This is a genomic window from Actinocrinis sp., assembly GCF_035946395.1.
Taxonomy (GTDB): domain Bacteria; phylum Actinomycetota; class Actinomycetes; order Streptomycetales; family Catenulisporaceae; genus Actinocrinis.
On sequence record NZ_DASYZI010000301.1, the window covers coordinates 1 to 12472 of the forward strand.

General features: G+C 68.0%; 12 protein-coding genes and 1 pseudogene. 4 read left to right on the forward strand and 9 right to left on the reverse strand.

The window, feature by feature from the left end; genetic code table 11:
- Positions 1-495, reverse strand: a pseudogene (locus VGS97_RS18265) (RNA-binding protein); the annotation flags it as partial.
- Positions 496-667: 172 nt separating this feature from the next.
- On the opposite strand from VGS97_RS18265, the gene VGS97_RS18270 reads away from it, so the two are divergent.
- Together VGS97_RS18270 and VGS97_RS18275 are read left to right on the forward strand one after the other, a co-directional pair.
- Entirely contained in the window at positions 668-1549 is an 882-nt protein-coding gene (locus VGS97_RS18270; RefSeq protein ID WP_326854781.1) for a rhomboid family intramembrane serine protease, read from the forward strand.
- A 47-nt stretch (positions 1550-1596) separates the two neighbouring features.
- Positions 1597-1878, forward strand: a complete 282-nt coding sequence (locus tag VGS97_RS18275; protein ID WP_326854782.1) for an Lrp/AsnC ligand binding domain-containing protein — start codon at positions 1597-1599, stop codon at positions 1876-1878.
- A gap of 73 nt (positions 1879-1951) precedes the next feature.
- Here VGS97_RS18275 and VGS97_RS18280 read toward each other — a convergent pair whose 3' ends face one another.
- From VGS97_RS18280 to VGS97_RS18295, 4 genes are read right to left on the reverse strand one after another with little or no spacing between them, the layout of a single operon-like run.
- A complete protein-coding gene (locus VGS97_RS18280) occupies positions 1952-3589 on the reverse strand; it encodes a ubiquinol-cytochrome c reductase cytochrome b subunit (protein ID WP_326854783.1) in 1638 nt (545 codons plus the stop codon).
- Positions 3586-4683: a ubiquinol-cytochrome c reductase iron-sulfur subunit gene (locus VGS97_RS18285; protein WP_326854784.1), complete on the reverse strand. Its 1098-nt coding sequence runs from the start codon at positions 4681-4683 to the stop codon at positions 3586-3588. The genes VGS97_RS18280 and VGS97_RS18285 overlap by 4 nt, the downstream gene beginning before the upstream one ends.
- A gap of 4 nt (positions 4684-4687) precedes the next feature.
- The gene (locus tag VGS97_RS18290; protein ID WP_326854785.1) at positions 4688-5527 is read right to left on the reverse strand and encodes a c-type cytochrome; all 840 of its coding nucleotides are present in this window, start codon (positions 5525-5527) and stop codon (positions 4688-4690) included.
- 34 nt (positions 5528-5561) lie between these two features.
- On the reverse strand, positions 5562-6209 hold the full coding sequence (locus VGS97_RS18295; protein WP_326854786.1) for a heme-copper oxidase subunit III: 648 nt from the start codon (positions 6207-6209) through the stop codon (positions 5562-5564).
- A 341-nt stretch (positions 6210-6550) separates the two neighbouring features.
- Here VGS97_RS18295 and VGS97_RS18300 point away from each other — a divergent pair, with 341 nt between their 5' ends.
- Together VGS97_RS18300 and trpD are read left to right on the forward strand one after the other, a co-directional pair.
- Complete coding sequence (locus VGS97_RS18300) at positions 6551-7000, forward strand: hypothetical protein (RefSeq protein ID WP_326854787.1); 450 nt, start codon at positions 6551-6553, stop codon at positions 6998-7000.
- A gap of 52 nt (positions 7001-7052) precedes the next feature.
- Positions 7053-8147 carry an anthranilate phosphoribosyltransferase gene (trpD, locus tag VGS97_RS18305; protein WP_326854788.1) on the forward strand — a complete coding sequence of 365 codons (1095 nt, stop codon included), beginning with the start codon at positions 7053-7055 and terminating at the stop codon, positions 8145-8147.
- Between the two features lie 31 nt (positions 8148-8178).
- Here trpD and VGS97_RS18310 read toward each other — a convergent pair whose 3' ends face one another.
- The 4 genes from VGS97_RS18310 to ctaD all read right to left on the reverse strand — a co-directional run bounded on the left by VGS97_RS18310 (position 8179) and on the right by ctaD (position 12467).
- Positions 8179-8589 (reverse strand): DUF4259 domain-containing protein, encoded by a 411-nt coding sequence (locus tag VGS97_RS18310; protein ID WP_326854789.1) that lies wholly within the window; start codon positions 8587-8589, stop codon positions 8179-8181.
- Positions 8590-8741: 152 nt separating this feature from the next.
- On the reverse strand, positions 8742-10100 hold the full coding sequence (locus VGS97_RS18315; RefSeq protein ID WP_326854790.1) for a L,D-transpeptidase: 1359 nt from the start codon (positions 10098-10100) through the stop codon (positions 8742-8744).
- Positions 10101-10309: 209 nt separating this feature from the next.
- Positions 10310-10708 (reverse strand): cytochrome c oxidase subunit 4, encoded by a 399-nt coding sequence (locus VGS97_RS18320; RefSeq protein ID WP_326854791.1) that lies wholly within the window; start codon positions 10706-10708, stop codon positions 10310-10312.
- A 4-nt stretch (positions 10709-10712) separates the two neighbouring features.
- Positions 10713-12467 carry a cytochrome c oxidase subunit I gene (ctaD, locus tag VGS97_RS18325; protein ID WP_414641751.1) on the reverse strand — a complete coding sequence of 585 codons (1755 nt, stop codon included), beginning with the start codon at positions 12465-12467 and terminating at the stop codon, positions 10713-10715.
- Positions 12468-12472 lie beyond the last annotated feature (5 nt).

Genomic DNA, 12472 nt, shown 5'->3' on the forward strand with positions numbered 1-12472 from the left:
GGCGCGCTCGGCGGCGCGTGCGGCCAACTCGGCCTCTTCGACGAGTTCGGGCCAGCCGACCGGGCGCACGAGGTACGCGAGCGCCGCCACGTCCCGCGGGTCGGCGGCGGCCGGGAAGACGCCCGCGTCGAAGGCCGTGACGACCTCCGGGAAAGCCTCGCGGACCCGGTCGGCGATACGTTCCCGGAACACCGTGTCGGTCTCCACGGCGGCGGCGAGCGGCGTGCCGGCCAGCCTTGCCCGCTTGGCCGGCGCGAAGCGGGCGAACGGACGCAAAGTCGCGGGCAGCTGTATCAGCGGCAACTGCCCCGCTGTCTCGGCCGCCAGCACGATGACGCGTTGGCGCACAGCCTCGTGCAGAGGCGAGGTCAGCCGTACGGTCTCGCTCTCCAGCGCCGAGGCGCCTTCAGGTTCGTCGCCCGGCTCATCGGCAGAGGTCGCGGACGGCGGCTCGGCTGAGTCGGGGAGCGGCACCTCCCATTCCTCGCCGTCCACGTCAGCTCCTCTCGCCACGGGCCCCTCGGCCCGTCTCTCAGGCACCGCGCGTGGTCTGAAGCGTCGGTGCCCACATTTCAAGGGTAGAGGGTGGATTCCCAAGCGCAGCCTCCATCACGCGCCTCCGCGCGCGCCGCGTGCACCGGTGGCGCGAAATGGGAAGGATCGGACCGTGGTCATCCCGATTCACGACAAGAACCCGGTACGGCGTACCGCTTATGTCACTTATGCACTGATCGCCGTGAACTTCGTGGTGTTCCTGATCGGTCCGGCCGCGTCCCTCACCGGCGGCGGCACGCCGCAGCAGGCCTGCGCTCAGCAGCGGTATTTCCTGGAACACGGGGCGATCCCGTTCGAACTGCTCCACAATCACCAGCTGACCACGGCGCAGGAACCACGCATGCTGGTCGACACGAGCCTCGGCCAAGCACTGTGCGTTTTCGGCCAGCTTCCGCACAAGGTGCCGGCGCTCTCCGTGCTCACCGCGATGTTCATCCACGCGGGGTGGCTGCACCTGCTGGGAAACATGCTGTTCCTGTACGTCTTCGGCAACAACGTCGAAGATCGCCTCGGACGCTTCCACTTCCTGCTGTTCTATCTCGGCGGCGGGTACATCGCGACGTACGCGTTCGCGTTTCTCAATCCGAGCGCCACAACGCCCCTGGTCGGCGCATCAGGAGCGATCGCGGCCGCCTTGGGCGGGTATTTGTACCTGTACCCGAAGGCGAAAGTCACCAGCCTCGTACCCTTCCTGTTCTTCTTGCCGCTGCGTTTCCCGGCGTGGGCAGTACTCGGCTCGTGGTTCGTTCTGCAACTGCCGGCGATCCAGCACCTGCTCGGCGTGCCGACGGACAGCACCGTGGCGTACATCGCGCACATCGCCGGGTTCACCGCTGGATTCCTGTACGTGATGGTCTTCGCGGGCCGCGGGAGGGCAGGACCGCCACCGCCAACCAGACGTTCGCGCGCCGCCTCGGCCCCAGCGTCCGGACCACCCGATCCTTACGGCACCGATAACCCGTACCCACCGCGTTACCCCACGCCGCCGCGGTAATGCCTCGTTTGGTAACGCGTTCACTGCGACGGCCTTAGGGTGGCGGCATGGTCACAGCGATTGTCATGATCAAGACGGACATCGACCGGATTCCCGAGGTCGCGCAGGAGGTCTCGGGCATCGACGGAGTCAGCGAGGCGTACTCAGTAACCGGCGAGTGGAATCTGATCGCCATCGTGCGCGTCCGGTCGCACGAGGAACTGGCCGAAGTGATTCCCGGGCGGCTGAACAAGATCCAGGGAATCGTCGACACCGAAACGCACATCGCGTTCCGCGCCTACTCCTCCCACGACTTGGAGGCGGCGTTCTCACTGGGCTTCGAGGAGTAGCCGGCCGGGCGTGAAGCAGCGCTGCCCCCGACCGAAGCCGGGGGCAGCGACGACTGCGCGATTCAGCGAGCTTTCAGTGGTGCCCGCTGGAGATCGCGTCGTGGTACTCCTCGACGGTCGGCTTCTCGACTCGCGTGCCGAAGTACCAGTGGGTGATCCTCGCCCGGAGCTTGGCCGCGCGCAGCCGGGGCGCGGGCACGCCGTTGGCGTCCGTCGTCTGGGCGATGCTGAGCGGACGGTGCACGTCGTGCACGGCCAGCTTGTAGCGGTCGCCGTCCGAGAGCGGCGTGTGGATCTCGGAGAACTCACCCTCCGGCGACCGGACGATGATGCCGGACTCGCGGCCGTGCAGGATCTTGTCCCGGTCCGCGCGCTGGAGGCCGAAGCAGATCCGCCGGGTCGCCCAGAAGGCGAAGACCGGCCCGACGAAGATGAGCACCCGTCCGGTCCAGGTGATCGCTTCGAGCGACAGGTGGAAGTGCGTCGCGATCAGGTCGTTGCCGCCGACGATCCAGAGCACCGCGTAGAACGTGCAGCCCGCTACGCCGATCGCGGTACGCGTCGGCATGTTGCGCGGTCGGTCCAGGATGTGATGCTCGCGCTTGTCCCCGGTGATCCACGCCTCGATGAACGGATACACCGCCAGCCCGGTGAACAGGATGCCCGGGACGACCAACGATGGGATCAGCACGTTAAGCGACAGCGTGTGCCCGAGGAAGTTGAACTCCACGTTGGGCATCATGCGCAGCGCGCCCTCAAGGAAGCCGATGTACCAGTCCGGCTGTGAGCCCGCGGTGATCTGGTTGGGGATGTACGGCCCGTACGTCCAGATCGGGTTGATCGAAACCAGCGCGGACAGCAGCGCGATGATGCCGAAGACCAGGAAGAAGAACCCGCCCGCCTTCGCGGTGTACACCGGCAGCAGCGGAAGGCCGACCACGTTGTCGTTGGTGCGCCCGGGACCGGCCCACTGGGTGTGCTTCTGGTAGAAGACCAGGATCAGGTGCACCGTGATCAGCGCCAGGATCAGCCCCGGCACCAGCAGGATGTGGATCGTGAACAGCCGCGGCACGAGATCATGCCCCGGGAACTCCCCGCCGAACAGGAAGAACGAGATGTACGTCCCGACGATCGGGATGGACAGGATGACGCCCTCGGCGATCCGCAGACCCGTGCCGGAGAGCAGGTCGTCCGGCAGCGAGTAGCCGGCGAAGCCCTCAAGCAGCGCCATCACCAGCAGCGTGAAGCCGATCAGCCAGTTCAGCTCGCGCGGCTTGCGGAACGCCCCGGTGAAGAAGATCCGCAGCATGTGGACCATGATCGCCATCACGAAGATCAGCGCGGCCCAGTGGTGGATCTGCCGCATGAGCAGGCCGCCGCGCACGTCGAACGAGATGTTCACGGTCGAGGCGTACGCCTCGGACATCTTGATGCCGTCGAGCGGGGTGTACGACCCGTTGTAGGTCACCTCGTTCATCGACGGGGTGAAGAACAGGGTCAGGAAGGTCCCGGACAGCAGCAGCACGATGAAGCTGTAGAGCGCGATCTCGCCCAGCATGAACGACCAGTGGTCCGGGAAGATCTTGCGCAGCTGCGCCTTCGCCGCGTTGGCGATGCCGAGCCGCTGGTCCAGGTACTCCGCCGCCTTGCCACCGGCCGTGGCCGGCGGCGCGTACTGCGCCTTCGGGGCGTGCGAGGTCGTGGCGGTCATCCGCGCTCCCAGAAGCTCGGGCCGACGGGCTGGTCGAAGTCGCTGCGGGCGACCAGGTAGCCCTCGGCGTCCACGGTGATCGGCAGCTGCGGCAGCGAGCGGGCCGCCGGGCCGAAGATCACCTTGGCGTCGTCGGACAGGTCGAAGGTGGACTGGTGGCAGGGGCACAGCATGTGGTGCGTCTGCTGCTCGTACAGCGCCACCGGGCAGCCGACGTGCGTGCAGATCTTGGAGTACGCCACGATGCCCTGGTAGCCCCAGTCCCGCTCCTTCTGCGACTTGATGTCCGCCGGGTCCATCCGGACCAGCAGGATGGCCGACTTCGCGATCATGTTATTGAAGTCGTCGCCCGAGGAGAGCGCGGTCTCGGGGCGGGCGTTGACGATCGACCCGATGGTCACGTCCTCCGGCCTGATGCCCTTGCCGGTCGTGCCGTCGAGCGACACCGTGTTGTCGTCGATGATCCGCTCGCCGGCTTTCCACGCCGTGTGCCGCAGCGTGTCCCCGGGCAGCGGGCCGAGGTCGCGCAGGATCCAGACCGCGGGCAGCGGCAGGATGGCCAGTGCGCCGAGCAGGCTGCGGCGGATCAGCGGACGGCGCTTGATGCCCGAGTCCTCCACGCCCTTGCGGAACTCCGCGGTGGCGTCGGCCTTCGTCTGCGGGTCGGACTCCAGCGGGTGGCGCTCCTGCGGGAACTCCACGTCGGTCATCAGGTTGCGGGCCCAGTAGATCGCCCCCGCGCCGAGCGAGAACAGCGCGACGCCCAGCAGCATGCCGAGGGCGAAGTTCGAGGCCGAGACCGCGCCGATCGGGAAGAAGTTGACCACCGCGTCACGCGGCACCACGGTGTAGGCCACCATGAAGCCGATGGTGGCCAGCGCCGAGAGCGTGAACAGCGCGGCGACCTGACGCTCTATCCGCCGGGCGACCTTCTCGTCGATGTCGGAGGCGCGCGGCTTGTGCGGCTCAAGACCGGGGTCCGCGAACGGGTGCTCCGGCAGTTCGACCTCGCCGTGCCCGTGGCCGTGGTCACCGTGCTCCTGGACGGCGACCGAGCCGGCGTCCGGGTGGTTGCTTGCTTCAGGATTGCTCATCGCTTCACTTCCCCGCCTTCGCCGCGGTCGCCTTCGCGACCTTCTCCGCCGAGGCCTTCGTGGTGTGCGCGGCGATCCACACGGCGCACAGCAGCAGCGCGATCAGCCCGACCGTCCAGATGAACAGGCCCTCGGACACCGGCCCGAGCCGCCCGAGGCCCGCGCCGCCGTAGTTCGGCTGGGTGCGGCTGGTCACGATGTAGGAGATGATCGCCTGCTTCTCGGCCGGCGGCATGACCTGGTCGTTGAACACCGGCATGTTCTGCGGGCCGGTGAGCATCGCCTCGTAGATCGCCTTCGGGTCGGTCCCAGTCAGCGCCGGCGCGAACTTGCCGTCGGTCAGCGCGCCGCCCTCACCCGCGAAGTTGTGGCAGTACGTGCAGTTCTCCCGGAACAGCACGCCGCCGAGCGACACCGAGTTCGCGTCCGTCGAGTACTGCGAGGCGTCCGGGATCTGCGGGCCGCCGCCGAGCGACTGGACGAACGCGGCCATGTCGTTGACCTGCTCGGCGCTGAAGACGTCCGGGTGCGCCTGCACCTGCGGGCCGAGCTGCTTGGCCGGCATCCGTCCGGTGGAGACCTGGAAGTCGACCGCGGCCGAGCCGACGCCGACCAGCGACGGGCCGAGGCTGGTGCCCTCGGCGTTGGGGCCGTGGCAGCTCGAACAGGACGAGATGTACAGCGCCTTGCCGTTCGCCAGCTGCTGCGCCGCGCTCTCCCCGGTGTCGGCGCTGGCAGCCGGGGAGACGAAGGCGGCGAACAGCGCGCCGGCGAAGGCCAGCCCGAGCGCCAGGACGGCGAACGCCGCCAGCGGGTGGCGCCGCCGCGTGGAGAGGGATTTCACGACTGGGTTCCCTTATGAGGCTTGCGTCCGTTGCTTACTTGATCAGGTAGATGACGCTGAACAAGCCGATCCAGACGACGTCGACGAAGTGCCAGTAGTAGGAGACGACGACCGCCGCGACCTCCTGGTCGTGGCTGAATCTGCGGGCCTTGTAGGTCCGCCCCATGACCATCAGGAACGCGAACAGACCGCCGGTCACGTGCAGCCCGTGGAAACCGGTGGCCAGGTAGAAGGCGCTGGTCCACGCATTCTCGGAGATCGGGTGCCCGTCCTTGACCAGCGACGAGTACTCGAACACCTGCAACGAGACGAAGACCGCGCCGAGCAGGAACGCCAGCGCGTACCACTCGCGCATGCCCCACTTCATGAAGTTGAGCAGCGAGCCGGTCCGCGAGACCTGGTGGCGCTCTGCCGCGAACACGCCGAACTGGCACGGGAACGAGGAGGACACCAGGATGATCGTGTTCACAAGGGACAGCGGCACGTTGAGGTGCGCCGCGTTCGCCCTGAAGACCTCGTCGCCGTTCACCGACCGCAGCGTGAAGTAGATCGCGAACAGCGCCGCGAAGAACATCAGCTCGGAGGCCAGCCAGACGATCGTCCCGACGCTGACCAGGTTCGGCCGGTTGGGCACCCGTAGGGGTGCGGCCTGGGTTGCTGTTGCTGTCGCCACGGCCGCCATTATGGTCCCTGCCCCGACCGGCCTGACGCAGGGGGTCCGGGTTACCAGTTCGGCGGGTTGATCTTACGTCAGAACGGAGTAACCGCCACCGGTTGAAACGGACATTGGCCCCGATCCGCCGAGGCGGGAAGGCCGGTGTGCGCACCGGGCGCCCGCTGGATGTCGGCACGACGTCCAGTGACGGAATCTCAGTCCGTATGCTCACCCCGTAATCGAATCGTTGTGACTCATCCAGCGCTTCCGCCCCGCCCCACCACTCGTTCACGCCGTCAGACCCGACCACTACGATCGGCATCAGCACATCGGTTACGGCATTTAGCGCTTAAGCCAGGGAGTGGCCCATGTCCAGCTCGTCGACCGTCGACCACACGGTCGCCGCACCGGCGCCCCTCAGCACCCTGAGCGTGCTCGTCTACAGCGACGACGTGAACGTACGCGTCGCGGTACGCGCGGCCCTGGGCAAGACGCCCGCGCCCGACCTGCCCGAGGTGCGTATCCGCGAGGCGGCCACCGAGCCCGCGGTGATCGAGGCGATGGACAACATCGCGAAGGGCGTGAAGATCGACCTGGCCATCCTGGACGGCGAGGCGGTCCCGGCCGGCGGCATCGGCATCGCCCGGCAACTCAAGGACGAGATCTACGAGTGCCCGCCGCTGCTCGTGCTCACCGGCCGCGCGCAGGACGGGTGGCTCGCCACCTGGGCGCGCGCGGACGCCGTCGTACCGCACCCGATCGACCCGGTCCGGCTCGCGGACGTGGCAGCTGCGCTGTTGCGCGCGCGAGTAGCCTGAGCGCGACGGTCAGGGACTGGCCGCGCCGTACGCGGAAGGAGGGCCAGGAATCGTGACGTCACCAGCACAGGCATCGCCAACGACGAGCAGCACTGCGGAGGGCGCGTACACCTGGTCCCGCGTTCTGGGCGCGCTGATACGCCGGGAGACGCTTGAGGCCGAAGCGACCGCGTGGGCGATGGACCAGATCATGCGCGGCGACGCGACACCTGCGCAGATCGCCGGATTCGCCATCGCATTACGCGCGAAGGGCGAGACCGTCGACGAGGTCGAAGGCCTCGTCGAGACGATGTACCGCCACGCCGAGCCGCTCACCGTACCCGGCGCGATCGTCGACGTGGTCGGCACCGGCGGCGACGGCGCACACACGGTCAACATCTCCACGATGTCCGCGATCGTCGCGGCGGGCGCGGGCGCGCGCGTCGTCAAGCACGGCAACCGCGCGGCCTCGTCGTCCTCCGGCGCGGCGGACGTCCTCGAAGCATTGGGCGTCCGGCTCGACCTGCCGGTCTCCCGCGTGGCCGAGGTGGCCGAGGAAGCCGGCATCACCTTCTGCTTCGCGCCGGTCTTCCACCCCGCGTTCCGCCATGCCGCAGTAAGGCGCGAGTTGGGCGTGCCGACGACGTTCAACATCCTCGGCCCGCTCACCAACCCGGCCAAGCCCAAAGCCCAGGCGGTCGGTGTCGCCGACCGCCGGATGGCGCCGACGATCGCAGGCGTGTTGGCCAAGCGCGGCAACTCGGCGCTCGTCTTCTGCGGCGATGACGGCCTAGACGAGCTCACGGTGACGACGACCTCCACGATCTGGACCGCGCACCAAGGCACCGTCACCGAGGCGACCTTCGATCCACGCGACGTAGGCATCGAATACGCGCCCATCGAAGCCCTCCGCGGCGCGGACGCAACCTACAACGCGGGCATAGCGCGCAAGCTCCTGGCAGGTGAGGGCGGCCCCGTCCGTGACGCCGTGCTCCTCACCGCGGGGGCGACCCTAGCCGCACTCGACGCCCTTGACGTCCCCGGAGAGAAGCTGCCGAGCCTGGCCGACCGCCTAGCCGCAGGGGTCACCCGCGCAGCCGAGTCGCTCGACTCCGGCTCGGCCCAGGCCACCCTCGACCGCTGGATCGAGATCACCAGCAGGAGCTAAGTGCACGCGGGTCACTCCCCGCGTGCCCGCCCTACGCGTCGAGGATCTGGCGGAGGGTGGCGATGCGCTCTTCGAGGGCCGCGCCCGCCGGGGATTTGGCCCAGAGGGTCATCCACTCGCTGTCGGGTCCGGTCACGCGGTCGAGGGCCGCGAGGGCGACGCGCTGGTCTTCGGCGGTGACGGCGGGGCGGTGGGAGGTGAGCCAGGCGTCCACCGAGGCGTTGCCGGTCGCGGCGGCGCGGGAGCGACCGGCGGCGACGAGGCAGGCCGCGGCGACCGCGACATGGCCCTCGGCGAGTTCGACCTGGCCGGGGCGCTCGACGATCGCCACGAGCGCCTCGCGCAGCTTGGGCGGGACCTGGGGATCGGGGGTCTCCTCGACCTCGTCGAAGAAGTCCATCGCATCGTCGTTGTCGAACGGTCCGACGTGCCACGTACCCATTGCTGACGCTCCTGCTTGATCCGGTAGGCGCCGTTGCCTCCTCTACCGAACGGTAATCAGGAACGAGCCGCGGCGCTACAGGACACAGGCCGGACCTATGTGACCTGCGTCCTGTGGTCACCGCACATAGCTACATGGCTGAAGCTCACTACTCACCCGGAGACGGGCGCGCCGCCGAGCGTCGCGCCGTACGCGGAGCCGGACAGCCACGAGGACCAGCTGCCGGTGAAGTCACCGAAACCGTTGGTGACGTCGACCGTCTTGCCTGTACCGGTGACTTGGACGACATCACCGACCTGCGCCTGGTTGTAGAACCAGGTCGCGTCGACCGGGTTGCAGTGGATGCAGCCGTGCGACGAGTTCACGTGGCCGATCTCACCGTCCCAGGGCGCCGAGTGGACGTACGTGCCCGAATAGGTGATCTGGGTGGCGTAGTTCACGAACTCGTCGTACTTATCCCCGTTGCCGTAGTCGGCCTTCATCTCCACCGGGTTGCCCTTGCCGAGCACGGCGAAGACGCCGCTCCAGGTGACGAACCGCGGGTCGTCCATTCCGGTGTCGATCGGGAACGTGCGCACGACGCTGCCGTTCTCGTACGCGGTGGCCTTGAACGCCTTGGTGTCGACGACCAGGCGCAGGTCGGTGTCGCGGACGTTGAAGTTCAGCGAGTGGTTCCGCACGAAGTACTGGTGCTCCCCGGCCCTGACTCCGGCCAGATCGAACGCCACACCGACCTGCGTGCCGGTCTTCCAGAAGTCCTGCGGCCGCCAGTCCATGGTGTCCGTGGAGACCCAGTGCCAGGCGCCCGCGACCGCGGGAGTCGCGGTGACCACGCAGGCCTTCTCCACGGCGGCCCGGTAGGACTGCGGAACATAGTTGGTGAACTGGACGCGGATCGGCTGGCCGACCCCGACGCTCACCCCGTCGCCAGGCCACATCTCCAGCACTCCGAGAGTGGCCGTGGGCTTGAGAGTGGAGAACGAGACGCTCTTGGTGACGTTCTTGCCGTCCAGACCGGCTGCCTGGATCTGGAGCTGGTAGGAGGAGTCGACGTTGAGCGAGCCGTTGGAGGTCCAGGTGGACTTGTCGCCGGACAGCGTGCCGCTGCTCTCCTGACCGCCGGAGAACTGCACGGAGGTGATCGTCCCGTTGGTCACGGTGACGGTCACCGGCTTCGACGGGTCGACGTCCGAGGCACCGTTCCCGGGCACGGTGGTGAGCGTCGCCGCCGGGTAGGTCGGCGAAGGCGAAGCGCTGGGCGAGGCGGAGGCGCCCTGCGGGCCGCCCGTACCCGTGCCGTGGCCCGAGGCGTTGTTCTTGGTGCCTTTGGCTGATCCGGCAACGGCTACGGCGATCCCGCCTGCTGCGGCGACGGCGAAAAGCCCGCCCGCGATGATGAGACCGCGCCTCGGAACCCGCCCACCCGCCGGGCCCTGGCCCGGCGGCTGAGGCTGTAGTACGTCCCCGTTCGGCTCGCTCTCGGGTATGCCAGAGCCGACCCCATCCGACATCGTGCTGCTACTCCCCTGCCCTGACGCCGCATGCTGCGCACCGAGCCGGTGCGGCAACCCATCCGGTGTCAGCATAATGAGCGACGGCCGACGCGGAAGATCCGCGACGGCCGTCGGGCAGAGTTGTTACAGACCAGGTACGTCGCCGGTACCCCACTCTGATCTGGCCTTAAGCCAGGACTCAGGTACGTACCGGTCGGGTGCGTACGTCAGTAGTGCTTGTTCTCGCCGCGGTAGTACTCGAACACGAGCCCGTACACGCCGTACGCGAAGAACGGCGCCGCGAAGTAGCAGAGCCAGAAACCCACCGCGATCCCGGTGAACATCACCGCGCCGCCGGCACCGAGGATGATCGGCCACCAGCTGTACGGGGCGAAGAAGCCCTGCTCACCCGAGCCCTCGTGCGGCTCGGCGTCGTCCCGGTCCTCGGGCCCCGGGCCGATCCGCCGCACCGTGAAGGCCAGGTAGAAGTAGATCATCCCGCACAGGCCGAAGGCCATGGTCAGCGCCGCGGTACCGGTCGGGTCGTGGGAGAGCCACCAGTAGGTCGGCACGTCGAGGAACAGGAAGACCGCGACGATCAGGAACATCCGCGCCGTGAGCTTCATGCCGTCACTCGCCCTTCTGCCCGGTGCTCTGCCCAGTGGTCAGCCCCATGGCGCGCTCGCGCGCCAGCGCCTTCTTCGCGGCGTGCCCGCGTTCGCCGAGCTCGATCTCGCGCAGCGCGACCTCGGGGTGGTGCAAGTCGAAGGCCGGCGACTCGGAACGCACCCGCGGCAGCGAGTTGAAGTTGTGCCGCGGCGGCGGGCAGCTCGTCGCCCACTCCAGCGACCGGCCCCAGCCCCACGGGTCGTCCACGGTGACCCGCCGGCCGGACTTCGCGGTCTTGTACACGTTGTACAGGAACGGGATCGTCGACATGCCGAGCAGGTACGAGCCGATCGTCGAGATCGTGTTCAGCGTGGTCCAGCCGTTGGACGCCAGGTAGTCGGCGTAGCGGCGGGGCATGCCCTCGGCGCCGAGCCAGTGCTGCACCAGGAACGTGGTGTGGAAGCCGATGAACAGCGTCCAGAAGTGGATCTTCCCGAGCCGTTCGTCGAGCATCTTGCCGGTCCACTTGGGCCACCAGAAGTAGAACCCGGCGAACATCGCGAACACCACGGTGCCGAACAGCACGTAGTGGAAGTGCGCGACGACGAAGTACGAGTCCTGCACCGCGAAGTCGATCGGCGGGGAGGCCAGCAGGATGCCGGTCAGACCGCCGAACAGGAAGGTCACCAGGAAGCCGACCGACCACAGCAGCGGGGTGTCGAACGAGAGCGACCCCCGCCACATCGTGCCGATCCAGTTGAAGAACTTCACCCCGGTGGGCACCGCGATCAGATAGGTCATGAACGCGAAGAACGGCAGCATGACCGCGCCGGTGGTGAACATGTGGTGCGCCCACACGGTCACCGACAGGCCCGCGATGGACAGCGTCGCGAACACCAGGCCGCTGTAGCCGAAGATGGGCTTTCGGCTGAAGACCGGCAGCACCTCGGAGACGATGCCGAAGAACGGCAGCGCCACGATGTACACCTCGGGGTGCCCGAAGAACCAGAACAGGTGCTGCCACAGGATCGCGCCGCCGTTGGCCGCGTCGAAGATGTGCGCGCCGAGCCGCCGGTCCACTTCGAGCGCGAACAGCGCCGCGGCCAGCACCGGGAAGGCGAGCAGCACCAGCACCGAGGTCAGCAGCGTGTTCCAGACGAAGATCGGCATCCGGAACATCGTCATGCCGGGCATGCGCATGGTGATGATGGTGGTGATGAAGTTCACCGAGCCGAGGATGGTGCCGAAGCCGGACATCGCCAGGCCCATGATCCACAGGTCGGCGCCGATGCCCGGCGAGTGGATCGCGCTGGACAGCGGCGAGTAGGCGAACCAGCCGAAGTCGGCCGCGCCCTGCGGGGTCAGGAAGCCGCTGACCGCGAGGAGCGAGCCGAACAGGAACAGCCAGTACGCCAGCGCGTTGAGCCGCGGGAAAGCGACGTCGGGGGCGCCAATCTGCAACGGCATGATCGCGTTGGCGAAGCCGGCGAACAGCGGGGTCGCGAACATCAGCAGCATGATCGTGCCGTGCATGGTGAACAGCTGGTTGAACTGCTCCGGCGTCACGAACTGGAGGCCGGGCCTGGCCAGCTCGCTGCGGATGAGCAGCGCGAGCAGGCCGCCGAAGCCGAAGAAGATGCACGAGGTGATCAGGTAGAGGTACCCGATGACCTTGTGGTCGGTGGAGCTTATCCACTTGACCACGACGGAACCGGGCTGCCGGGTCCGGTAGCCGGTCACCGAGGGGGCGGCGTGCCCCACCGCCGGTTGGTCGATGGTGG

Excerpts from the sequence above, each read along its gene's own strand:
- VGS97_RS18275 (WP_326854782.1), top strand. The coding sequence starts at position 1,597 with ATGGTCACAGCGATTGTCATGATCAAGACGGACATCGACCGGATTCCC.
- VGS97_RS18280 (WP_326854783.1), bottom strand. The coding sequence starts at position 3,589 with ATGACCGCCACGACCTCGCACGCCCCGAAGGCGCAGTACGCGCCGCCG.
- VGS97_RS18285 (WP_326854784.1), bottom strand. The coding sequence starts at position 4,683 with ATGAGCAATCCTGAAGCAAGCAACCACCCGGACGCCGGCTCGGTCGCC.
- VGS97_RS18295 (WP_326854786.1), bottom strand. The coding sequence starts at position 6,209 with ATGGCGGCCGTGGCGACAGCAACAGCAACCCAGGCCGCACCCCTACGG.
- VGS97_RS18300 (WP_326854787.1), top strand. The coding sequence starts at position 6,551 with ATGTCCAGCTCGTCGACCGTCGACCACACGGTCGCCGCACCGGCGCCC.
- VGS97_RS18310 (WP_326854789.1), bottom strand. The coding sequence starts at position 8,589 with ATGGGTACGTGGCACGTCGGACCGTTCGACAACGACGATGCGATGGAC.
- VGS97_RS18315 (WP_326854790.1), bottom strand. The coding sequence starts at position 10,100 with ATGTCGGATGGGGTCGGCTCTGGCATACCCGAGAGCGAGCCGAACGGG.
- VGS97_RS18320 (WP_326854791.1), bottom strand. The coding sequence starts at position 10,708 with ATGAAGCTCACGGCGCGGATGTTCCTGATCGTCGCGGTCTTCCTGTTC.